The organism is Streptomyces sp. NPDC001415, assembly GCF_053597395.1.
Window position 1 is genome coordinate 205,649 of the sequence record NZ_JBSFIE010000010.1, and the last position, 17,912, is coordinate 223,560.

At 65.5% G+C, this 17,912-nt stretch carries 32 protein-coding genes; all 32 read right to left on the reverse strand.

Going from position 1 to position 17,912, the window contains the following annotated elements:
* Positions 1-84: 84 nt before the first annotated feature.
* The gene (rplQ, locus tag ACWC2B_RS16575) at positions 85-573 is read right to left on the reverse strand and encodes a 50S ribosomal protein L17 (RefSeq protein ID WP_450717156.1); all 489 of its coding nucleotides are present in this window, start codon (positions 571-573) and stop codon (positions 85-87) included.
* A gap of 170 nt (positions 574-743) precedes the next feature.
* Positions 744-1,766, reverse strand: coding sequence for a DNA-directed RNA polymerase subunit alpha (locus ACWC2B_RS16580; RefSeq protein ID WP_010473911.1), 1,023 nt, complete (start codon positions 1,764-1,766; stop codon positions 744-746).
* Between the two features lie 155 nt (positions 1,767-1,921).
* Positions 1,922-2,326 (reverse strand): 30S ribosomal protein S11, encoded by a 405-nt coding sequence (rpsK, locus tag ACWC2B_RS16585; RefSeq protein WP_003956432.1) that lies wholly within the window; start codon positions 2,324-2,326, stop codon positions 1,922-1,924.
* Between the two features lie 71 nt (positions 2,327-2,397).
* The gene (gene rpsM / locus ACWC2B_RS16590) at positions 2,398-2,778 is read right to left on the reverse strand and encodes a 30S ribosomal protein S13 (protein WP_053727621.1); all 381 of its coding nucleotides are present in this window, start codon (positions 2,776-2,778) and stop codon (positions 2,398-2,400) included.
* A gap of 189 nt (positions 2,779-2,967) precedes the next feature.
* Positions 2,968-3,081, reverse strand: a complete 114-nt coding sequence (gene rpmJ, locus ACWC2B_RS16595) for a 50S ribosomal protein L36 (RefSeq protein ID WP_003956441.1) — start codon at positions 3,079-3,081, stop codon at positions 2,968-2,970.
* Between the two features lie 59 nt (positions 3,082-3,140).
* On the reverse strand, positions 3,141-3,362 hold the full coding sequence (gene infA / locus ACWC2B_RS16600; RefSeq protein ID WP_003956442.1) for a translation initiation factor IF-1: 222 nt from the start codon (positions 3,360-3,362) through the stop codon (positions 3,141-3,143).
* 312 nt (positions 3,363-3,674) lie between these two features.
* A complete protein-coding gene (gene map, locus ACWC2B_RS16605) occupies positions 3,675-4,520 on the reverse strand; it encodes a type I methionyl aminopeptidase (protein ID WP_450717157.1) in 846 nt (281 codons plus the stop codon).
* 349 nt (positions 4,521-4,869) lie between these two features.
* The gene (locus ACWC2B_RS16610; RefSeq protein ID WP_399489711.1) at positions 4,870-5,526 is read right to left on the reverse strand and encodes an adenylate kinase; all 657 of its coding nucleotides are present in this window, start codon (positions 5,524-5,526) and stop codon (positions 4,870-4,872) included.
* Positions 5,526-6,839 (reverse strand): preprotein translocase subunit SecY, encoded by a 1,314-nt coding sequence (gene secY, locus ACWC2B_RS16615; RefSeq protein ID WP_386001998.1) that lies wholly within the window; start codon positions 6,837-6,839, stop codon positions 5,526-5,528. Before secY ends, ACWC2B_RS16610 begins: the two co-directional genes overlap by 1 nt.
* 235 nt (positions 6,840-7,074) lie before the next feature.
* A complete protein-coding gene (gene rplO / locus ACWC2B_RS16620; protein ID WP_450717158.1) occupies positions 7,075-7,530 on the reverse strand; it encodes a 50S ribosomal protein L15 in 456 nt (151 codons plus the stop codon).
* A gap of 1 nt (position 7,531) precedes the next feature.
* Positions 7,532-7,714: a 50S ribosomal protein L30 gene (gene rpmD / locus ACWC2B_RS16625; RefSeq protein WP_053682614.1), complete on the reverse strand. Its 183-nt coding sequence runs from the start codon at positions 7,712-7,714 to the stop codon at positions 7,532-7,534.
* Positions 7,714-8,316: a 30S ribosomal protein S5 gene (rpsE, locus tag ACWC2B_RS16630; protein WP_189963075.1), complete on the reverse strand. Its 603-nt coding sequence runs from the start codon at positions 8,314-8,316 to the stop codon at positions 7,714-7,716. The genes rpmD and rpsE overlap by 1 nt, the downstream gene beginning before the upstream one ends.
* 46 nt (positions 8,317-8,362) lie before the next feature.
* Positions 8,363-8,746 (reverse strand): 50S ribosomal protein L18, encoded by a 384-nt coding sequence (rplR, locus tag ACWC2B_RS16635; protein WP_189963076.1) that lies wholly within the window; start codon positions 8,744-8,746, stop codon positions 8,363-8,365.
* A 3-nt stretch (positions 8,747-8,749) separates the two neighbouring features.
* A complete protein-coding gene (gene rplF, locus ACWC2B_RS16640; protein ID WP_189963077.1) occupies positions 8,750-9,289 on the reverse strand; it encodes a 50S ribosomal protein L6 in 540 nt (179 codons plus the stop codon).
* A gap of 21 nt (positions 9,290-9,310) precedes the next feature.
* Positions 9,311-9,709 carry a 30S ribosomal protein S8 gene (gene rpsH, locus ACWC2B_RS16645; protein WP_003966947.1) on the reverse strand — a complete coding sequence of 133 codons (399 nt, stop codon included), beginning with the start codon at positions 9,707-9,709 and terminating at the stop codon, positions 9,311-9,313.
* A gap of 223 nt (positions 9,710-9,932) precedes the next feature.
* Entirely contained in the window at positions 9,933-10,118 is a 186-nt protein-coding gene (locus ACWC2B_RS16650) for a type Z 30S ribosomal protein S14 (RefSeq protein WP_003956452.1), read from the reverse strand.
* Between the two features lie 5 nt (positions 10,119-10,123).
* Positions 10,124-10,681 carry a 50S ribosomal protein L5 gene (gene rplE, locus ACWC2B_RS16655; RefSeq protein WP_053727613.1) on the reverse strand — a complete coding sequence of 186 codons (558 nt, stop codon included), beginning with the start codon at positions 10,679-10,681 and terminating at the stop codon, positions 10,124-10,126.
* Positions 10,681-11,004, reverse strand: coding sequence for a 50S ribosomal protein L24 (gene rplX / locus ACWC2B_RS16660; RefSeq protein ID WP_053727612.1), 324 nt, complete (start codon positions 11,002-11,004; stop codon positions 10,681-10,683). The genes rplE and rplX overlap by 1 nt, the downstream gene beginning before the upstream one ends.
* Before the next feature lie 2 nt (positions 11,005-11,006).
* Complete coding sequence (gene rplN / locus ACWC2B_RS16665) at positions 11,007-11,375, reverse strand: 50S ribosomal protein L14 (RefSeq protein ID WP_053727611.1); 369 nt, start codon at positions 11,373-11,375, stop codon at positions 11,007-11,009.
* A 113-nt stretch (positions 11,376-11,488) separates the two neighbouring features.
* The gene (gene rpsQ, locus ACWC2B_RS16670; RefSeq protein WP_008739702.1) at positions 11,489-11,773 is read right to left on the reverse strand and encodes a 30S ribosomal protein S17; all 285 of its coding nucleotides are present in this window, start codon (positions 11,771-11,773) and stop codon (positions 11,489-11,491) included.
* Entirely contained in the window at positions 11,773-11,997 is a 225-nt protein-coding gene (rpmC, locus tag ACWC2B_RS16675) for a 50S ribosomal protein L29 (RefSeq protein WP_003966952.1), read from the reverse strand. The genes rpsQ and rpmC overlap by 1 nt, the downstream gene beginning before the upstream one ends.
* Positions 11,997-12,416: a 50S ribosomal protein L16 gene (gene rplP, locus ACWC2B_RS16680; protein WP_053727610.1), complete on the reverse strand. Its 420-nt coding sequence runs from the start codon at positions 12,414-12,416 to the stop codon at positions 11,997-11,999. The genes rpmC and rplP overlap by 1 nt, the downstream gene beginning before the upstream one ends.
* A 5-nt stretch (positions 12,417-12,421) precedes the next feature.
* The gene (rpsC, locus tag ACWC2B_RS16685) at positions 12,422-13,264 is read right to left on the reverse strand and encodes a 30S ribosomal protein S3 (RefSeq protein ID WP_053727609.1); all 843 of its coding nucleotides are present in this window, start codon (positions 13,262-13,264) and stop codon (positions 12,422-12,424) included.
* The gene (gene rplV, locus ACWC2B_RS16690) at positions 13,264-13,611 is read right to left on the reverse strand and encodes a 50S ribosomal protein L22 (RefSeq protein ID WP_004571827.1); all 348 of its coding nucleotides are present in this window, start codon (positions 13,609-13,611) and stop codon (positions 13,264-13,266) included. Before rplV ends, rpsC begins: the two co-directional genes overlap by 1 nt.
* 43 nt (positions 13,612-13,654) lie before the next feature.
* Complete coding sequence (gene rpsS / locus ACWC2B_RS16695; protein ID WP_100578122.1) at positions 13,655-13,936, reverse strand: 30S ribosomal protein S19; 282 nt, start codon at positions 13,934-13,936, stop codon at positions 13,655-13,657.
* A 12-nt stretch (positions 13,937-13,948) separates the two neighbouring features.
* Positions 13,949-14,785 (reverse strand): 50S ribosomal protein L2, encoded by an 837-nt coding sequence (gene rplB, locus ACWC2B_RS16700; RefSeq protein WP_114037186.1) that lies wholly within the window; start codon positions 14,783-14,785, stop codon positions 13,949-13,951.
* Between the two features lie 39 nt (positions 14,786-14,824).
* Complete coding sequence (gene rplW, locus ACWC2B_RS16705; protein WP_053727606.1) at positions 14,825-15,139, reverse strand: 50S ribosomal protein L23; 315 nt, start codon at positions 15,137-15,139, stop codon at positions 14,825-14,827.
* On the reverse strand, positions 15,139-15,789 hold the full coding sequence (gene rplD, locus ACWC2B_RS16710; protein ID WP_450717159.1) for a 50S ribosomal protein L4: 651 nt from the start codon (positions 15,787-15,789) through the stop codon (positions 15,139-15,141). The genes rplW and rplD overlap by 1 nt, the downstream gene beginning before the upstream one ends.
* 4 nt (positions 15,790-15,793) lie before the next feature.
* On the reverse strand, positions 15,794-16,438 hold the full coding sequence (rplC, locus tag ACWC2B_RS16715) for a 50S ribosomal protein L3 (RefSeq protein WP_344375256.1): 645 nt from the start codon (positions 16,436-16,438) through the stop codon (positions 15,794-15,796).
* 14 nt (positions 16,439-16,452) lie between these two features.
* Positions 16,453-16,761 carry a 30S ribosomal protein S10 gene (gene rpsJ / locus ACWC2B_RS16720; RefSeq protein WP_003948644.1) on the reverse strand — a complete coding sequence of 103 codons (309 nt, stop codon included), beginning with the start codon at positions 16,759-16,761 and terminating at the stop codon, positions 16,453-16,455.
* 441 nt (positions 16,762-17,202) lie between these two features.
* Positions 17,203-17,487: a hypothetical protein gene (locus tag ACWC2B_RS16725; RefSeq protein WP_450717160.1), complete on the reverse strand. Its 285-nt coding sequence runs from the start codon at positions 17,485-17,487 to the stop codon at positions 17,203-17,205.
* A gap of 105 nt (positions 17,488-17,592) precedes the next feature.
* Complete coding sequence (locus ACWC2B_RS16730) at positions 17,593-17,820, reverse strand: hypothetical protein (protein ID WP_450717161.1); 228 nt, start codon at positions 17,818-17,820, stop codon at positions 17,593-17,595.
* Between the last annotated feature and the right edge of the window lie 92 nt (positions 17,821-17,912).

The following is a 17,912-nucleotide window of genomic DNA, read 5'->3' on the forward strand; positions in this document are numbered from 1 at the left end:
TAACAGATCCTCTCAATGCATCCACACAGCAGAACGGGCCCGCCCCCCGAAGGGAACGGGCCCGTTCACCAGCCTTCAGAACGCTTACGCGTCCTTCGCCTCGTCGGCCGGCTTGGCGTCCTCGACGACCTCGGCCTCAGCGGCCTTGGCGTCGGACTCCTTGACGGCGCGCACGGTGGCGGCCTCGGCCTCGGCAACGGTCGCCTTCTTGGCGATCTCGCCCTCGACCAGCTCGATCACGGCCATCGGCGCGTTGTCACCACGACGGTTGCCGATCTTGGTGATACGGGTGTAACCACCCGGACGCTCCTCGTAGCGGGGCGCGATCTCGGTGAAGAGGGTGTGGACGATGCCCTTGTCGGTGATCGTCTGCAGCACCAGGCGACGGTTGTGGATGTCGCCCTTCTTCGCCTTGGTGATCAGGCGCTCGGCGACCGGACGCAGGCGGCGGGCCTTGGCCTCGGTCGTCGTGATGCGGCCGTGCTCGAAGAGCGACTTCGCCAGGTTGGCAAGGAGCAGCTTCTCGTGCGCGGCGGAGCCGCCGAGACGGGCACCCTTTGCGGGACGCGGCATGGTGTTTCTCCTAGTGATCTGCACCGGCCGTACGAGGTACCGATGTCAGTGTCCGAGCAGGCGGTTACCTGTCGGAGACCCGCGCCCCAAAGGGGCGCGGGGAAGAGTCGATTATGCGACTCCGTCGCGTGTGCGCGACCAGCCGAGACCGGTCCGCAGACGAAGACCGATCAGTACTGCTCGGTCTCCACGAACCCGGCATCCGCGTCGTCGTCCGCGCCGAAGGCGTCGGCCGCGGCGGTCGGGTCGAAGCCGGGAGGCGAGTCCTTCAGCGCGAGGCCCATACCGGCCAGCTTCGCCTTGACCTCGTCGATCGACTTCGCACCGAAGTTGCGGATGTCGAGCAGGTCCGCCTCGGAGCGCGCCACGAGCTCACCCACGGAGTGGATGCCCTCACGCTTGAGGCAGTTGTACGACCGAACGGTGAGCTCCAGCTCCTCGATCGGCAGGGCGAGATCGGCGGCGAGGGCGGCGTCCGTGGGGGACGGGCCCATGTCGATGCCCTCGGCGTCGATGTTGAGCTCGCGCGCCAGACCGAACAGCTCGACCAGGGTCTTACCGGCCGACGCCATGGCGTCACGGGGACGCATGGCCTGCTTGGTCTCGACGTCGACGATCAGCTTGTCGAAGTCGGTGCGCTGCTCGACACGGGTCGCCTCGACCTTGTACGTGACCTTGAGCACCGGGGAGTAGATGGAGTCGACCGGAATGCGGCCGATCTCCTGGCCCAGCTGCTTGTTCTGCACGGCGGAGACGTAGCCGCGACCGCGCTCGACGGTCAGCTCCATCTCCAGCTTGCCCTTGCCGTTGAGCGTGGCGAGTACCAGGTCGGGGTTGTGCACCTCGACACCGGCCGGCGGGGCGATGTCAGCAGCGGTGACCAGGCCGGGACCCTGCTTGCGCAGGTACATCACGACCGGCTCGTCGTGCTCCGAGGAGACGACCAGCTGCTTGATGTTCAGGATGAGGTCGGTGACGTCCTCCTTGACGCCCGGCACGGTGGTGAACTCGTGCAGGACACCGTCGATCCGGATGCTGGTGACAGCGGCACCGGGGATCGAGGAGAGGAGCGTACGACGCAGGGAGTTGCCGAGCGTGTAGCCGAAGCCCGGCTCCAGGGGCTCGATGACGAACCGCGAGCGGTACTCGTCAACAACCTCTTCGGTCAGCGAAGGGCGCTGAGCGATAAGCATGTGGAGATCCTTCAGTCATGGGCACCCACTATTTGATGCCCTGCTGGGTTACTGCGTACTGCAAGGGTACGGGCGGCACGCCTCAAAGGAGCCGTACCGCCCAGACCTGCAAGCCGAAAACCGGCGCCAACCACAGATGCGTAACGCACCTGAGGTCAGACGCGCCTCCGCTTGGGCGGACGGCAGCCGTTGTGCGGCGTCGGGGTGACGTCCTGGATCGAGCCGACCTCAAGGCCGGTGGCCTGGAGGGAGCGGATCGCGGTCTCGCGACCGGAGCCCGGGCCCTTGACGAAGACGTCAACCTTGCGCATGCCGTGCTCCTGCGCGCGGCGGGCGGCCGACTCGGCGGCCATCTGCGCGGCGAACGGAGTCGACTTGCGGGAGCCCTTGAAGCCGACGTGGCCGGCGGACGCCCAGGAGATCACGTTGCCCGAGGGGTCCGTGATCGAGACGATGGTGTTGTTGAACGTGCTCTTGATGTGCGCGTGGCCGTGAGCGACGTTCTTCTTTTCCTTGCGGCGCACCTTCTTGGCAGCGCCCTGACGACCCTTGGGGGGCATGTCTTACTCCAGCTGGAGAGGGGAGGTGATCGGTCCTACAGCGAAGACCGCTGAAAAGCGTCCGCTGTGGACTACTTCTTGCCCGGCTTCTTCTTACCGGCGATGGCGCGACGCGGGCCCTTGCGGGTACGAGCGTTCGTGCTGGTGCGCTGACCGTGGACCGGCAGACCACGACGGTGGCGCAGACCCTGGTAGCAGCCGATCTCGACCTTGCGGCGGATGTCGGCGGCAACCTCACGGCGAAGGTCACCTTCGGTACGCAGGTTGGCGTCCACGTACTCGCGGATCTTGACCAGGTCCTCTTCGGCCAGGTCACGAACGCGGGTGTTCGGGTTCACGCCGGTCGAGGCGAGGATCTCCTTGGACCGGGTGCGCCCGATACCGAAGACGTAGGTGAGTGCGATCTCCACACGCTTTTCGCGCGGGATGTCAACACCGGAAACGCGTGCCATTTACTGGCTCCAGTTGTTTTCGGGGGTCTTCCGCAGCACCGCTCCCGACCGCCGTACTAGGTACGTTTCGGGTCCCCGGCCCCCGCCGGAGGTGTCACCAGCCGGGGAAACCGGCCAGGTGGATGCTGCGTATGTACGTTTTGCTCGCGTCGCGGGAAGAACTGCGAAATGCAGGTCGGTCGGCGTGCGTCAGCCCTGGCGCTGCTTGTGGCGCAGGTTGTCGCAGATGACCATGACCCGGCCGTGACGGCGGATCACCTTGCACTTGTCGCAGATCTTCTTGACGCTCGGCTTGACCTTCATGGGATGTCAGGTTCTCCGGGTCAGTGCCACCGCCGCTGGAACAGCGACGTGGGCAAGATCTACTTGTACCGGTAGACGATCCGGCCACGCGTCAGGTCGTAGGGAGAAAGCTCCACCACAACCCGGTCATCCGGGAGGATGCGGATGTAGTGCATCCGCATCTTGCCGCTGATGTGCGCGAGGACCTTGTGACCGTTCTGGAGTTCCACCTTGAACATGGCGTTCGGGAGGGACTCGATCACGGTGCCCTCGATTTCGATGGCACCTTGCTTCTTGGCCACGCTTCGCCTTTCGAATCGGCTACCTTGATCGACTCCCGCAGCCGTGTGTGGACACACGGGTACACGAGAGCCGACGCATCAGTCTACGTCAGGGCACTCGAAAAGACGAATCAGATGAGTTTGCCCCAACGTGGAGATCGTTACGCCAGGCAGCGGGGGTGCTCACGGCCCTGCGCCCGCCCGGCTCAGGCCGACGTCAGGCCAGCGGGTCCCAATCCCCCACGCCGCTCTCGCGGGCTCGGCGCCAGGGCGCCTCACAAGCTTCGAGCGGCTGCGCCGGCCTCCGACCGGCGGCCGCAGCTCAGGCCGACGTCAGGCCAGCGGGTCCGGCGCGGTCGTCACGCCGTACTCCGCCAGCTTCGCCTTGCCGCCGTCCGGCATCGTCAGGACCAGGGGGCCGTTCTCCGTCAGGGCGATGGAGTGCTCCCAGTGCGAGGACCAGGAGCCGTCGGTCGTGACGACCGTCCAGTCGTCCTCCAGGACCTCGGTGCGGGGCGTGCCGAGCGAGACCATCGGCTCGATCGCCAGGCAGAAGCCCGGGACGAGCTTCGGGTTGTGGCGGCCCAGCATGCGGCGCTTGTCGACGTAGTTCAGGAGGTGCGGGTCCATGTGCATCTCGGACCCGATGCCGTGGCCCCCGTAGTCCTCGACGATCCCGTACTTACCGGTCGAGGGGCGCGGCTGGCGGCGGATGTACGACTCGATCGCGCGCGAGACGTCGATGAGCTTGTTGCCCTTCTTCACCGCGGCGAGACCGGCCCACATGGACTCCTCGGTCACCCGGGACAGCTCGACCAGCTCGGGCGCGTGCCCGGTGCCGACGAACGCCGTGTACGCGGCGTCGCCGTGCCAGCCGTCGATGATCGCGCCGGCGTCGATGGAGATGATGTCGCCGTCCTTCAGGACGGTCTTGTCGTCCGGGATCCCGTGCACGACGACCTCGTTGACCGAGGTGCAGATCGTGGCGGGGAAACCGCCGTACCCCAGGAAGTTGGACTTGGCACCGTGTTCGGCGATCACCTTGCGGGCGACCTCGTCCAGGTCCTTCGTCGTGGACCCGGGCACCGCGGCCTCGCGGGTGGCGGCGTGGATCGCGGCGACGACCAGCCCCGCCTCGCGCATCTTCGCGATCTGCTCGGGGGTCTTGATCTCCACCATGTGCGGCTCACGCCTTTCTGGACAGGTACGGGTCACCAACAACGATAAGGCTTCCGTGTCCGGTGCCGAATACGGGCAGCCCAGCCCGTCCGCGCCATGGGGTTCGGCCTTCGAGTGCGGGCCGTGGTTGCCTCTCGCGCAGTTCCCCGCGCCCCTGACAGGGTTGTTCTTGGCAGGGTGCCCATGCAGGCATCCCCAGCCGGTCCGGCGCTTGAGGACGAGCGCCCTTCAGGCGCGAACGGGGTCTGGGGCAGAGCCCCAGGGAGCGACCACCGGCCCGCACACGCGAAACGGCCGCGGCACCCCCGTGAGGGGGCACCGCGGCCGTGGGCAGCGTTGGGTGCGAGGACTACGCCGCTTCGCGGCGCAACGCGTCCATCGCCTTCGTCGTGACCTCGTCGACCTTGCCGAGCGCGGAGATGGTGATGACCAGCCCCTGCGCGCGGTAGTAGTCGATGATCGGCTCGGTCTCGCTGTGGTAGACCTCAAGACGCTTGCGGACGGTGTCCTCGGTGTCGTCACCGCGCTGGTACAGCTCGCCGCCGCACTTGTCGCAGACGCCGTCCTGCTTCGGGGCGTTGTACGCCACGTGGAAGACGTGCGCGCTGTCGTTGCGGCAGATGCGCCGGCCGGCGATGCGCTTGACGACCTCGTCCTCGGGGACTTCCAGGTCGAGCACGGCGTCCAGCTTCACGCCGTCCGCCTTCAGCACCTCGTCCAGCGCCTCGGCCTGCACCACGTTGCGCGGGAAGCCGTCGAGCAGGAAGCCGTTCACGGCGTCCGGCGCTTCCATGCGGTCCTTGGCCATCCCGATGGTGACCTCGTCCGGTACCAGGTTGCCGGCGTCCATGTACGCCTTGGCCTGCTTGCCGAGGTCCGTGCCCTGGCTGATGTTGGCACGGAAGAGGTCGCCCGTGGAGATGTGCGGGATCGCCAGGTTCTGGGCAAGGAACGCGGCCTGCGTTCCCTTGCCTGCACCGGGCGGTCCGACGAGGACGATTCGCATCAGCGGAGGAACCCTTCGTAATTGCGCTGCTGAAGCTGGCTCTCGATCTGCTTAACGGTTTCCAGACCCACACCCACGATGATGAGGATGCTCGTCCCGCCGAGCGGGAAGCTCTGGACGCCGCCGAAGATGATCAACGCCATTGTCGGTACGAGCGCGATCAGCCCCAGATACAGCGACCCCGGCCAGGTGATCCGGTTGAGTACGTAGCTCAGGTACTCAGCGGTCGGTCGGCCAGCCCGGATGCCCGGGATGAAGCCACCATACTTCTTCATGTTGTCGGCGACTTCCTCGGGGTTGAACGAGATCGCCACATAGAAGAAGGCGAAGAACACGATCAACAGGAAGTAGCTGACGATGTAGTAAGGATGGTCGCCCTTGGTCAAGTTGTCCTTGATCCAGGTCGCCCAGCCTGCCGTCGAGTTCGAGAACTGGACGATCAGCGCCGGAATGTAGAGCAGCGACGAAGCGAAGATGACCGGGATCACACCCGCCTGATTGACCTTCAGCGGGATGTAGGTCGAGGTTCCGCCGTACGACCTGCGGCCGATCATGCGCTTCGCGTACTGCACCGGGATGCGCCGCTGGGCCTGCTCGACGAAGACCACGAGCCCGACCATGACGAGGCCGACCAGCACCACGGTGCCGAACTCGATCCAGCCACCGGCGAGGTGGCCCTGCTTCTTGATGGCCCACAGGGAGCTCGGGAAGCTGGAGGCGATCGAGATGAACATCAGGATGGACATGCCGTTGCCGATGCCGCGGTCGGTGATGATCTCACCGAGCCACATGACGCAGGCGGTGCCGGCGGTCATCGTGATGACCATCGTGATGGTGGTGAAGATCGAGCGGTTCGGGATGATCTCGGTGGCGACCTGGCAGCCGTTGAAGAGCGCGCCGCTGCGGGCGGTGGCCACCAGGCCGGTGCCCTGCAGGATCGCCAGCGCGACGGTCAGGTAACGCGTGTACTGCGTGATCTTCGCCGTACCCGCCTGACCCTCCTTCTTGAGGGCTTCCAGACGTGGGATCACCACGGTCAGCAGCTGCAGGATGATGCTCGCCGTGATGTACGGCATGATGCCGAGCGCGAAGATCGTGATCTGCAGCAGCGCACCGCCGCTGAACATGTTGACCAGGCTGAACAGACCGCTGTTCTGCTGGGCCTGGTCCACACAGGTCTGTACGTTCTTGTAGCTCACCCCGGGCATGGGCACATGCGTACCGAGCCGGTAGATCACGATGATGCCGAGTGTGAAGAGCAGCTTCTTGCGCAGGTCAGGCGTCTTGAACGCCTGGGCGAACGCGGTGAGCACGGTGCCTCCTGCGACCCCCGCGCAAGTGCGTCAGGGTGACGGTCTTGAGGATCGACGAATAAGGACTGAAGTCTTGATCTGCCAAAAATCCGTACTGTAGCCGTCCAGGCACACAGCACGGAACTTAGACAGTGCACGCCACCTTACCGGCGACTATGCCCCCCTAGGAACGACCAACCGGGGATGCCCCATTTGAGAGGCATCCCCGGTCGGATGTTCAAGCCATCAAGCTGTCTCAGACGAGCTCGGTGACGGTGCCGCCGGCGGCGGCAATCTTCTCCTTGGCGGAGCCGGAAACGGCGTCAACCGAAACCTGCAGCGCCACGGAGATCTCGCCCTGGCCCAGGACCTTGACGAGGCTGTTCTTGCGCACCGCGCCCTTGGCGACCAGGTCGGCCACCGTGACCTCTCCACCCTCGGGGTAGAGAGCGCCGAGCTTGTCCAGGTTCACGACCTGGAACTCGGTGCGGAACGGGTTCTTGAAGCCCTTGAGCTTCGGAAGACGCATGTGGAGGGGCATCTGGCCACCCTCGAAGCGCTCCGGAACCTGGTAACGGGCCTTCGTACCCTTGGTACCACGACCTGCGGTCTTACCCTTGGACGCCTCACCACGACCCACACGGGTCTTGGCGGTCTTGGCGCCCGGGGCAGGACGGAGGTTATGGGCCTTCAGCGGGCTGTTCTCACCCATGTCAGTCAACCTCCTCAACCGTCACGAGGTGGCGGACGGTCTGCACCATGCCGCGGAACTCGGGGCGGTCCTCCTTGACAACCACGTCGTTCAGGCGCTTGAGCCCGAGCGAACGCAGGGTGTCGCGGTGGTTCTGCTTGCTGCCGATGTACGACTTCGTCTGCGTGATCTTGAGACGGGCCATTACGCACCCGCTCCCGCACGCGCACGAAGCAGAGCCGCGGGGGCAACGGCCTCAAGGGGCAGACCACGGCGAGCCGCGATCTCCTCGGGACGCTGCAGGCCCTTGAGGGCCTCCACGGTCGCGTGCACGATGTTGATCGCGTTGTCGGAGCCCAGGGACTTCGACAGGATGTCGTGAACGCCGGCGCACTCCAGAACGGCGCGCACCGGGCCACCGGCGATAACACCGGTACCGGGGGAAGCAGGCTTCAGCAGGACAACGCCGGCCGCCTTCTCGCCCTGGATCGGGTGCGGGATGGTGCCCTGGATGCGCGGAACCTTGAAGAAGTTCTTCTTGGCTTCCTCGACACCCTTGGCGATGGCCGCGGGAACTTCCTTGGCCTTGCCGTAACCGACACCTACGGTGCCGTCACCGTCGCCCACCACGACCAGCGCGGTGAAGCTGAAGCGGCGACCACCCTTGACAACCTTGGCAACGCGGTTGATCGCGACAACGCGCTCAACGTAAGCGGTCTTCTCGGCGGCAGCGCCACCGTCGCGACCCTTCCGGTCCCGCCGCTCGCCGCCACCGGCACCGCTTCCGCGGCGCTGGGGTCCAGCCATTGGATTTACCTCTCTCTGTTACGTCCGTTAGTCCCGGAACCGGGGCTTAGAACTTCAGCCCGGCTTCGCGGGCGGCGTCAGCCAGAGCGGCAATGCGCCCGGCGTACCTGTTGCCACCACGGTCGAACACGACGGTCTCGACGCCGGCGGCCTTGGCGCGCTCAGCGACCAGGGCACCGACCTGCTTGGCCTGCGCGGACTTGTCGCCCTCGCCACCACGGATCGAAGCGTCCAGGGTCGACGCCGACGCCAGGGTGTGACCCTTGAGGTCGTCGATGACCTGAGCGGTGATACCGCGGTTGGAACGCGTCACGACGAGGCGCGGACGCTCCGCCGTACCCGACACGTGCTTGCGGATGCGGACGTGGCGACGTGCCTTGGCGGCACGCTTGTAAGCGTCGCCCTTGGCGATCTTCACACCGTATGCCATGGCTTACTTACCAGCCTTTCCGACCTTGCGGCGGATGACCTCGCCGGCGTACTTGACACCCTTGGCCTTGTACGGGTCGGGCTTCCGCAGCTTGCGGATGTTGGCGGCGACCTCGCCGACCTTCTGCTTGTCGATGCCCTCGACCGAGAACTTCGTGGGCGACTCGACCTTGAAGGTGATGCCCTCGGGGGCCTCGACGGTGATCGAGTGGCTGTATCCCAGCGCGAACTCCAGGTTGGAGCCCTTCGCCTGGACGCGGTAACCGACACCGCTGATCTCGAGCGCCTTGGTGTATCCCTGGGTCACACCGGTGATCATGTTGGCCACCAGCGTGCGGGACAGGCCGTGCAGGGCCTTGTTCTGACGCTCGTCGTTGGGGCGGGTGACGTTCAGAACGCCGTCCTCACCCTTCACGATCTCGATGGGAGCCGCAACAGCGTGCGTGAGGGAACCCTTGGGGCCCTTCACGTGCACCGTACGGCCATCGATGGTGACGTCCACACCGGCGGGAACCTGGATGGGGAGCTTGCCGATTCGCGACATTAGCTTTTCCTCCGTTCCCGACTACCAGACGTAGGCGAGGACTTCCCCACCTACGCCCTTCTTGCCTGCCTGCTGACCGGTGAGCAGACCGTGCGACGTGGAGATGATCGCCACGCCCAGGCCGCCGAGCACCTTCGGCAGGTTGGTGGACTTCGCGTACACACGCAGACCGGGCTTCGAGATCCGCTTGATGCCCGCGATGGAGCGCTCACGGTTCGGCCCGAACTTCAGCTCAAGGACGAGGTTCTTGCCGACCTCGGCGTCCTCGACCTTCCAGCCGGTGATGAAGCCCTCCTGCTGGAGGATCTCCGCGATGTGCGACTTGATCTTGCTGTGCGGCATCACGACGGAGTCGTGGTACGCCGAGTTTGCGTTACGCAGACGAGTGAGCATGTCTGCGATCGGGTCAGTCATGGTCATGAATCGGCCTTCGGCCTCTCTCGCCGCGGTTTCCTGTATGCGCCATCCCTCTCCCCACTCAGTGGCGGGACGGGTGCGGTGCGGGGACCTACGGCGTAGTAAGTCGTTATGGGCGGCGGACGCCCAACCCCAGAAGCCTACGGCATATGGAGCAGGGCATCCGCCGACCAGATACTTACCGAGAGCGTCCGGAAATTCCCAAGTCCCTAAGGACAGAGGGGAATTACCAGGAGCTCTTGGTCACGCCCGGCAGCTCGCCACGGTGAGCCATCTCACGAAGGCACACGCGGCACAGGCCGAACTTGCGGTACACGGAGTGAGGGCGACCGCAGCGCTGGCAGCGGGTGTACGCACGCACACCGAACTTGGGCTTGCGGGCAGCCTTCGCGATGAGAGCCTTCTTCGCCATCTCGCTTACGCCTCCTTGAAGGGGAAGCCGAGGTGACGAAGGAGCGCGCGGCCCTCGTCGTCGTTGGTCGCCGTGGTGACCACGGTGATGTCCATACCCCGGGTACGGTCGATCTTGTCCTGGTCGATCTCGTGGAACATGACCTGCTCGGTGAGACCGAAGGTGTAGTTGCCACGGCCGTCGAACTGCTTCGGCGACAGACCACGGAAGTCACGGATACGCGGCAGCGCGAGCGACAGCGTACGGTCCAGGAACTCCCACATGCGGTCACCACGGAGGGTGACGTGGCAGCCGATCGGCTGACCCTCGCGCAGCTTGAACTGCGCGATGGACTTGCGGGCCTTGGTGACGGCCGGCTTCTGGCCGGTGATCGTGGTGAGGTCGCGAACCGCGCCGTCCATCAGCTTGGAGTCGCGGGCGGCGTCGCCCACACCCATGTTGACCACGATCTTCACGAGGCCGGGAACCTGCATGACGTTCTCGTACGAGAACTCCTCACGCAGCTTGCCCGCGATCTCCTCGCGGTACTTCGTCTTGAGACGCGGAGTGGTGGTGGTAGCCATCAGATGTCCTCACCCGTCCGCTTGGCAACGCGGATCTTGTTGCCCTCGTCGTCGAAGCGGAAACCGACGCGGGTAACGACCTTGTTGCCGTCCTTCTCCACGACGAGCTGAACGTTGCTCACGTGGATCGGGGCCTCGGTCGTCACAATGCCACCGGTCTGCGAACCGCGAGCGGTCTGGCCGGCCTTGGTGTGCTTCTTGACCCGGTTGACACCCTCGACCAGGACGCGGTCCTCGCGGGGGAAGGCCGCGATGACCTTGCCCTGCTTGCCCTTGTCCTTACCGGTGATGACCTGAACCAGGTCGCCCTTCTTGATCTTCATGCTTACAGCACCTCCGGCGCGAGCGAGATGATCTTCATGAACTTCTTCTCGCGCAGCTCCCGGCCCACCGGGCCGAAGATGCGGGTGCCGCGGGGGTCGCCATCGTTCTTGAGGATGACGGCCGCGTTCTCGTCGAAGCGGATGTACGAGCCGTCCTGACGACGACGCTCCTTGACGGTGCGCACGACGACAGCCTTGACGACGTCGCCCTTCTTCACGTTGCCACCGGGGATCGCGTCCTTGACGGTGGCGACGATGACGTCACCGATACCCGCGTAGCGGCGACCGGAGCCACCGAGCACACGGATGCAAAGGATTTCCTTCGCACCAGTGTTGTCGGCGACGCGCAGTCGCGACTCCTGCTGGATCACGTCTATCTCCTGATCGTCTGCCGGTTCCCGGCGGGGGCCACGGACCTCTTACGAGGTGCGGCCCCCACCGAGCCTGGCGGAACCACTCTGAGGGAAACCCCCCAGAGATTTGCTTACTTGGCCTTCTCGAGGATCTCGACGATGCGCCAGCGCTTGCTCGCCGACAGCGGACGCGTCTCCATGATGAGGACGCGGTCGCCGACACCGGCAGCGTTCTGCTCGTCGTGCGCCTTGAGCTTGTTCGTACGGCGGATGACCTTGCCGTACAGCGCGTGCTTCACACGGTCCTCGACAGCGACGACGACGGTCTTGTCCATCTTGTCGCTGACGACCAGACCCTCACGGGTCTTGCGGAAACCGCGCTGCTCAGTCGTCTCAGTCACATTCTTCTCGCTCATCAGGCGCTCTCCACCGTCTCGATGCCCAGCTCGCGCTCGCGCATCAGGGTGTAGATCCGGGCGATGTCCTTACGGACGGACTTGAGCCGCCCGTGGTTCTCGAGCTGACCCGTCGCCGCCTGGAAGCGGAGGTTGAACAGCTCTTCCTTGGCTTCGCGGAGCTTGTTGAGAAGCTCCTCGTCGCCCAGCTCGCGCAGTTCGGACGCCTTGGTTCCGGCCGACATCACGCCTCACCTGCCTCGCGCCGGACGATGCGGCACTTCATCGGGAGCTTGTGAGCAGCTCGGGTGAGCGCCTCACGAGCAATCTTCTCGTTCGGGTAGGACAGCTCGAACATCACCCGGCCCGGGTGAACGTTCGCGACCCACCACTCCGGAGAACCCTTACCGGAACCCATGCGGGTCTCGGCAGGCTTCTTCGTCAGGGGGCGGTCCGGGTAGATGTTGATCCAGACCTTGCCGCCACGCTTGATGTGGCGGGTCATCGCGATACGAGCCGCCTCGATCTGGCGGTTGGTCACGTACGCCGGCGTGAGGGCCTGAATGCCGTACTCGCCGAACGCAACCGTCGTACCACCCTTGGCCATACCGCGGCGCTTGGGGTGGTGCTGCTTGCGGTGCTTGACCCTACGGGGGATCAGCATTTCGGTCAGGCCTCCGTTCCGGTGCTCTCAGCCGGAGCGGCAGCGGCGGGAGCCTCGGCCTTGGGGGCCTCGGCAGCCGGCGCAGCCTGCTGCGGCTTGCGGCCGCGACCGCCACGCTCGCCGCCACGGCCACCGCGGCCACCGGCCGGACGGTCGTTGGCGCCACCACGGGCCGGGCGGTTACCCGCACGGGCCGCTGCGTTCTCGGCGCGAACCTCGGCGATGTTCTTGACGTCGCCCTTGTAGATCCAGACCTTCACGCCGATACGGCCGAAGGTCGTCTTGGCCTCGAAGAAGCCGTAGTCGATGTTCGCGCGCAGGGTGTGCAGCGGCACACGGCCTTCGCGGTAGAACTCCGAGCGGGACATCTCGGCGCCGCCGAGACGGCCACCACACTGGATCTTGATGCCCTTGGCGCCGGCCTTCATCGTGCCCTGCATGCTCTTACGCATGGCGCGACGGAAGGAGACGCGGGAGGAGAGCTGCTCGGCAACGGCCTGAGCAACCAGCTGAGCGTCCATCTCGGGGTTCTTGACCTCAAGGATGTTCAGCTGGACCTGCTTGCCCGTGAGCTTTTCGAGGTCGCCGCGGATGCGGTCGGCCTCGGCGCCACGGCGGCCGATGACGATGCCGGGACGCGCGGTGTGGATGTCCACCCGCACGCGGTCACGGGTGCGCTCGATCTCAACCTTCGAGATGCCGGCGCGCTCCATGCCGGACGTCATCATCCGACGGATGGCGACGTCTTCCTTGACGTAGTCCTTGTACAGCTTGTCGGCGTACCAACGGGACTTGAAGTCCGTGGTGATGCCGAGCCGGAACCCGTGCGGGTTTACCTTCTGGCCCATTACCGGGTTCCTTCCTTGCTGCTGACGACCACGGTGATGTGGCTGGTCCGCTTACGGATCCGGTAGGCACGGCCCTGGGCACGCGGACGGAACCGCTTCAGGGTCGGGCCCTCGTCCACGTACGCCTCGCTGATGACCAGCGAAGAGGCGTCGGTGTGGTCGTAGTTGTGCGCGGCGTTGGCAATGGCGCTGTCCAGCACCTTGCCGACCGGCACGCTCGCGGCCTGCGGGGCGAAACGCAGGACCGCCTGAGCCTCCGTGGCATCCATGCCACGGATAAGGTCCACCACGCGGCGGGCCTTCATGGGCGTGACGCGGATGTACCGCGCCTGGGCCCTGGCTTCCATGGTTGTCCCTTCGGTGTAAGTCATAGTCGTTACCCACCCCGCGTTAGCGGCGCTTCGACTTCCGGTCGTCCTTGACGTGGCCGCGGAAGGTGCGAGTCGGCGAGAACTCGCCGAGCTTGTGGCCGACCATCGACTCGGAGACAAACACCGGGACGTGGGTCTTGCCGTTGTGCACCGCGATCGTGTGGCCGAGCATGGCCGGGATGATCATCGAGCGACGGGACCAGGTCTTGATGACGTTCTTGGTACCGGCTTCGTTCTGAGCGTCCACCTTCTTTACGAGGTGGCCGTCAACGAAGGGTCCCTTCTTGAGACTGCGCGGCATCTAAACCCGCTCCTAGCGCTTCTTGTTCGTCTTGCGGCGGCGGACGATGTACTTGCTCGATGCCTTCTTCGGCGAGCGAGTACGACCCTCCTTCTGACCCCACGGGCTGACCGGGTGGCGACCACCACTGGTCTTGCCCTCACCACCACCGTGCGGGTGGTCGACCGGGTTCATGGCGACACCGCGGACGGTCGGGCGAACGCCCTTCCAGCGCATGCGGCCGGCCTTGCCCCAGTTGATGTTCGACTGCTCGGCGTTGCCGACCTCGCCGATGGTGGCGCGGCAGCGGGCGTCGACCAGGCGAATTTCACCGGACGGCATACGAAGGTGGGCCATCGTGCCCTCCTTCGCCAGCAGCTGCACCGAAGCACCCGCGGAGCGGGCGAACTTCGCACCGCCGCCGGGACGCAGCTCGATGGCGTGGATGGTCGTACCGACCGGGATGTTGCGCAGCGCCAGGTTGTTGCCCGGCTTGATGTCGGCCCCGGGGCCGTTCTCAACGCGGTCACCCTGGCTGAGGCCACGGGGCGCGATGATGTAACGCTTCTCGCCGTCTGCATAGTGCAGGAGCGCGATGCGCGCGGTGCGGTTCGGGTCGTACTCGATGTGAGCGACCTTGGCCGGCACGCCGTCCTTGTCGTGACGACGGAAGTCGATCACGCGGTAGGCGCGCTTGTGGCCACCGCCCTGGTGACGGACGGTCACACGACCGGTGTTGTTACGGCCGCCCTTGCTGTGCAGGGGGCGGACCAGCGACTTCTCCGGCGTGGACCGCGTGATCTCGACGAAGTCGGCGACGCTGGAGCCACGACGGCCCGGAGTCGTCGGCTTGTACTTGCGGATACCCATTTCTCAGTCCTCGTCCGATATTCGGACCAGGGCGCTCCGTTAGGAGGCCTGGCCGAAGATGTCGATACGGTCGCCCTCAGCAAGGGTCACGATGGCGCGCTTGGTGTCGGCACGCTTGCCGAAACCGGTCTTCGTGCGCTTGCGCTTGCCCTGGCGGTTGATCGTGTTGACCCCGGTGACCTTGACCGAGAAGACCGCTTCCACGGCCTGCTTGATCTGGGTCTTGTTGGAGCCCGGCTTGACGATGAACGTGTACTTGTTCTCGTCGAGCAGCGCGTAGCTCTTCTCGGAAACAACCGGCTTGACAAGAATGTCGCGCGGGTCCGTGAAGGTCTTGCTGGTGATCTCGGCCATCAGGCCTCGCTCCCCTCGTTGTCATCGGCCTTGGGGCCAGACACGAAGGACTCGAAAGCGGCCTGGGTGAAGACCACGTCGTCGGAGACGATCACGTCGTACGTGTTCAGCTGGCCCGGCTCCAGGATGTGGACCTGGGGCAGGTTGCGGGCGGACAGCCACGCGGCCTCTTCGGCGCGGTCGACGACCAGGAGCAGGTTGGGGCGCTCCGAGATCTTGCCGAACAGCGTCTTGGCGGCCTTGGTGGAAGCCGTGCCCTCGACCACGCCGGTGACGACGTGGATGCGGGAGTGGCGCGCCCGGTCGGAGAGGGCACCGCGCAGGGCGGCGGCCTTCATCTTCTTCGGGGTCCGCTGCGAGTAGTCACGCGGCTGCGGGCCGTGGACGACGCCACCGCCGGCGAACTGCGGCGCACGGGTCGAACCCTGGCGCGCGCGGCCGGTGCCCTTCTGGCGGTAAGGCTTCTTGCCACCACCGCGGACTTCGCCACGGGTCTTGGTCTTGTGCGTGCCCTGACGGGCAGCTGCCAGCTGAGCGACGACGACCTGGTGGATCAGCGGAACGCTGGTCTTCGCGTCGAAGATCTCCGCGGGGAGCTCGACGGTACCGGCCTTGTCGCCTGCCGGCGAAAGGATGTCAATGGTGCTCATTACCTCAAGCCCCCTTGGCCGCGGTACGGACCAGGACGAGGCCGCCGTTCGGACCGGGGACCGCGCCCTTGATGAGCAGCAGACCCTTCTCCGCGTCAACCGCGTGGATGGTCAGGTTCTGGGTGGTGACTCGCTCGTTGCCCATGCGGCCCGCCATGCGGGTGCCCTTGAACACACGGCCAGGGGTGGCGCAGCCACCGATGGAACCGGGCGAGCGGTGCTTGCGCTGCACACCGTGACCGGCGCCCAGGCCCTTGAAGTTGTGACGCTTCATGCCACCGGCGAAGCCCTTGCCCTTGCTCTTGCCCGTGACGTCAACCTTGACGCCGGACTCGAACACCTCGGCAGTGATCTCCTGGCCCAGCGTGTACTCGCTGGCGTCAGGGGTGCGGAGCTCCACCAGGTGGCGGCGCGGGGTCACGTCGGCCTTGGCGAAGTGGCCCTTGAGGGGCTTGTTCACCTTGCGCGGGTCGATCTCGCCGAAGGCGATCTGTACCGACTCGTAGCCGTCGACGTCGTTGGTGCGAACCTGCGTCACGACACACGGCCCGGCCTTGATGACGGTGACCGGGACGACCCGGTTGTTCTCGTCCCAGACCTGGGTCATGCCGAGCTTCTCGCCCAGGACGCCCTTGATGTTCTTGCTCATCTCGGCCCGTCCCTTCAGAGCTTGATCTCGATGTCGACGCCGGCCGGCAGGTCGAGACGCATCAGCGAGTCAACCGTCTTCGGCGTGGGGTCGAGGATGTCGATGAGGCGCTTGTGCGTGCGCATCTCGAAGTGCTCGCGAGAGTCCTTGTACTTGTGCGGCGACTTGATGACGCAGTACACGTTCTTCTCAGTGGGCAGCGGCACCGGGCCTGCGACCGACGCACCAGTGCGGGTCACCGTCTCGACGATCTTCTTCGCCGAGGAGTCGATGACCTCGTGGTCGTAGGCCTTGAGCCGGATGCGGATCTTCTGTCCCGCCATGGCTACCTAGTAGTCCTTTGTCTCGTAACGCTCTGGAACCCGGGGGCTCTACCAACTCTGTCTCCGACCCACGCGGTCGGGCGTGTCGCACTCCCTCTACGCAGAAATCCCATACGGGATTTCCCAACCAAGGGGATGCGGGCCACAGGACCTCGCAGACGGGGGCAGAACACCCACCGGACGCCTGGCCGGAGCCCCGCTGACACTTCCCGGAAGATTCCCGTACGTCCGCCCCTGAGCAGGGACGACGAGTACTGTGGGACTCGCTTCCGGTCCTCCCGGCGGGAGGCGCGCAGCATCGGCACTCAACCGAGCAACCCCGACAGTCTGCCATACGGGGCCGGGGCCTGGCCAATCGCAGCGGGGAAGCGTACCCCACGTCACACGCGCTCACGCATCGGGCACGCGGACGCACAGCGCGGGCCGGTCCCGCCCCGCCGCTCAGCCACGCGCAGCCAGGATCAACCCGGGCTCCAGCACCGAAGCCCCCGGGCCGGATAGGTGGACCTTCGCGGCGTGAGGCGGATCGAAGAAATCCACGCTCCGGCCGTAACGATCAATGGCGGTCAACGTGACGCCATGCTCGACATCGCCGTGCTCGGACGCCACCTCCATGACGAAATTCTGCCCGGTTCGCACGACTCCGCCCACACATCTGGCAATGCAGACAGCAGAGCGTCCGCCTGCCTGTTCCACGGAATAGATGTGGAGTTTGCCTTCCACCATGAACCCGATACCCCCTCAGCTCATTGCGTCGGGCGTGATCTCGACATGTGCCAAATGTCGAATCATCAGTTCCAGGCCGCCGGGCAGAGCCGCCCCACGGCGCCTTCACTCAGACTCGCCGAGCCACTCAACGATCCACGCCCCCTCGGTGAAGAATCCCTCAAGCGACTCGAAGTCCTCCACCCAATAGTCTCCGCACCCGCTCTTGAACTCTCGGTCATGAGCGAGCAAGACGAGATAGCTGGGCGGCGAATCCGGGAGCTCATTCACTTTCACAAATTTACCCGCGTCATCCCCGGTACGGATCCACCCAACCTTACCGATTTCAATCATTCACCCCTCCAAAGTTAGACCAGGCGCGCGGCAACCCGACTGAACCTCTTTCATCCTGTGTCGCAGGGGTGAAATGGGCTGGTCAGCGGGCG

What these genes read in the sequence shown, in the direction of transcription:
- rplQ (WP_450717156.1), bottom strand. Translation starts at nt 573, where the DNA reads ATGCCGCGTCCCGCAAAGGGTGCCCGTCTCGGCGGCTCCGCCGCGCAC.
- ACWC2B_RS16580 (WP_010473911.1), bottom strand. Translation starts at nt 1,766, where the DNA reads ATGCTTATCGCTCAGCGCCCTTCGCTGACCGAAGAGGTTGTTGACGAG.
- rpsK (WP_003956432.1), bottom strand. Translation starts at nt 2,326, where the DNA reads ATGCCCCCCAAGGGTCGTCAGGGCGCTGCCAAGAAGGTGCGCCGCAAG.
- rpsM (WP_053727621.1), bottom strand. Translation starts at nt 2,778, where the DNA reads ATGGCACGCGTTTCCGGTGTTGACATCCCGCGCGAAAAGCGTGTGGAG.
- rpmJ (WP_003956441.1), bottom strand. Translation starts at nt 3,081, where the DNA reads ATGAAGGTCAAGCCGAGCGTCAAGAAGATCTGCGACAAGTGCAAGGTG.
- map (WP_450717157.1), bottom strand. Translation starts at nt 4,520, where the DNA reads ATGGTGGAGATCAAGACCCCCGAGCAGATCGCGAAGATGCGCGAGGCG.
- ACWC2B_RS16610 (WP_399489711.1), bottom strand. Translation starts at nt 5,526, where the DNA reads ATGCGAATCGTCCTCGTCGGACCGCCCGGTGCAGGCAAGGGAACGCAG.
- rplO (WP_450717158.1), bottom strand. Translation starts at nt 7,530, where the DNA reads ATGGGTGAGAACAGCCCGCTGAAGGCCCATAACCTCCGTCCTGCCCCG.
- rpmD (WP_053682614.1), bottom strand. Translation starts at nt 7,714, where the DNA reads ATGGCCCGTCTCAAGATCACGCAGACGAAGTCGTACATCGGCAGCAAG.
- rpsE (WP_189963075.1), bottom strand. Translation starts at nt 8,316, where the DNA reads ATGGCTGGACCCCAGCGCCGCGGAAGCGGTGCCGGTGGCGGCGAGCGG.
- rplR (WP_189963076.1), bottom strand. Translation starts at nt 8,746, where the DNA reads ATGGCATACGGTGTGAAGATCGCCAAGGGCGACGCTTACAAGCGTGCC.
- rplF (WP_189963077.1), bottom strand. Translation starts at nt 9,289, where the DNA reads ATGTCGCGAATCGGCAAGCTCCCCATCCAGGTTCCCGCCGGTGTGGAC.
- rpsH (WP_003966947.1), bottom strand. Translation starts at nt 9,709, where the DNA reads ATGACCATGACTGACCCGATCGCAGACATGCTCACTCGTCTGCGTAAC.
- ACWC2B_RS16650 (WP_003956452.1), bottom strand. Translation starts at nt 10,118, where the DNA reads ATGGCGAAGAAGGCTCTCATCGCGAAGGCTGCCCGCAAGCCCAAGTTC.
- rplE (WP_053727613.1), bottom strand. Translation starts at nt 10,681, where the DNA reads ATGGCTACCACCACCACTCCGCGTCTCAAGACGAAGTACCGCGAGGAG.
- rplX (WP_053727612.1), bottom strand. Translation starts at nt 11,004, where the DNA reads ATGAAGATCAAGAAGGGCGACCTGGTTCAGGTCATCACCGGTAAGGAC.
- rpsQ (WP_008739702.1), bottom strand. Translation starts at nt 11,773, where the DNA reads ATGAGCGAGAAGAATGTGACTGAGACGACTGAGCAGCGCGGTTTCCGC.
- rpmC (WP_003966952.1), bottom strand. Translation starts at nt 11,997, where the DNA reads ATGTCGGCCGGAACCAAGGCGTCCGAACTGCGCGAGCTGGGCGACGAG.
- rplP (WP_053727610.1), bottom strand. Translation starts at nt 12,416, where the DNA reads ATGCTGATCCCCCGTAGGGTCAAGCACCGCAAGCAGCACCACCCCAAG.
- rpsC (WP_053727609.1), bottom strand. Translation starts at nt 13,264, where the DNA reads ATGGGCCAGAAGGTAAACCCGCACGGGTTCCGGCTCGGCATCACCACG.
- rplV (WP_004571827.1), bottom strand. Translation starts at nt 13,611, where the DNA reads ATGGAAGCCAGGGCCCAGGCGCGGTACATCCGCGTCACGCCCATGAAG.
- rpsS (WP_100578122.1), bottom strand. Translation starts at nt 13,936, where the DNA reads ATGCCGCGCAGTCTCAAGAAGGGACCCTTCGTTGACGGCCACCTCGTA.
- rplB (WP_114037186.1), bottom strand. Translation starts at nt 14,785, where the DNA reads ATGGGTATCCGCAAGTACAAGCCGACGACTCCGGGCCGTCGTGGCTCC.
- rplW (WP_053727606.1), bottom strand. Translation starts at nt 15,139, where the DNA reads ATGGCCGAGATCACCAGCAAGACCTTCACGGACCCGCGCGACATTCTT.
- rplD (WP_450717159.1), bottom strand. Translation starts at nt 15,789, where the DNA reads ATGAGCACCATTGACATCCTTTCGCCGGCAGGCGACAAGGCCGGTACC.
- rplC (WP_344375256.1), bottom strand. Translation starts at nt 16,438, where the DNA reads ATGAGCAAGAACATCAAGGGCGTCCTGGGCGAGAAGCTCGGCATGACC.
- rpsJ (WP_003948644.1), bottom strand. Translation starts at nt 16,761, where the DNA reads ATGGCGGGACAGAAGATCCGCATCCGGCTCAAGGCCTACGACCACGAG.
- ACWC2B_RS16725 (WP_450717160.1), bottom strand. Translation starts at nt 17,487, where the DNA reads ATGGTGGAAGGCAAACTCCACATCTATTCCGTGGAACAGGCAGGCGGA.
- ACWC2B_RS16730 (WP_450717161.1), bottom strand. Translation starts at nt 17,820, where the DNA reads ATGATTGAAATCGGTAAGGTTGGGTGGATCCGTACCGGGGATGACGCG.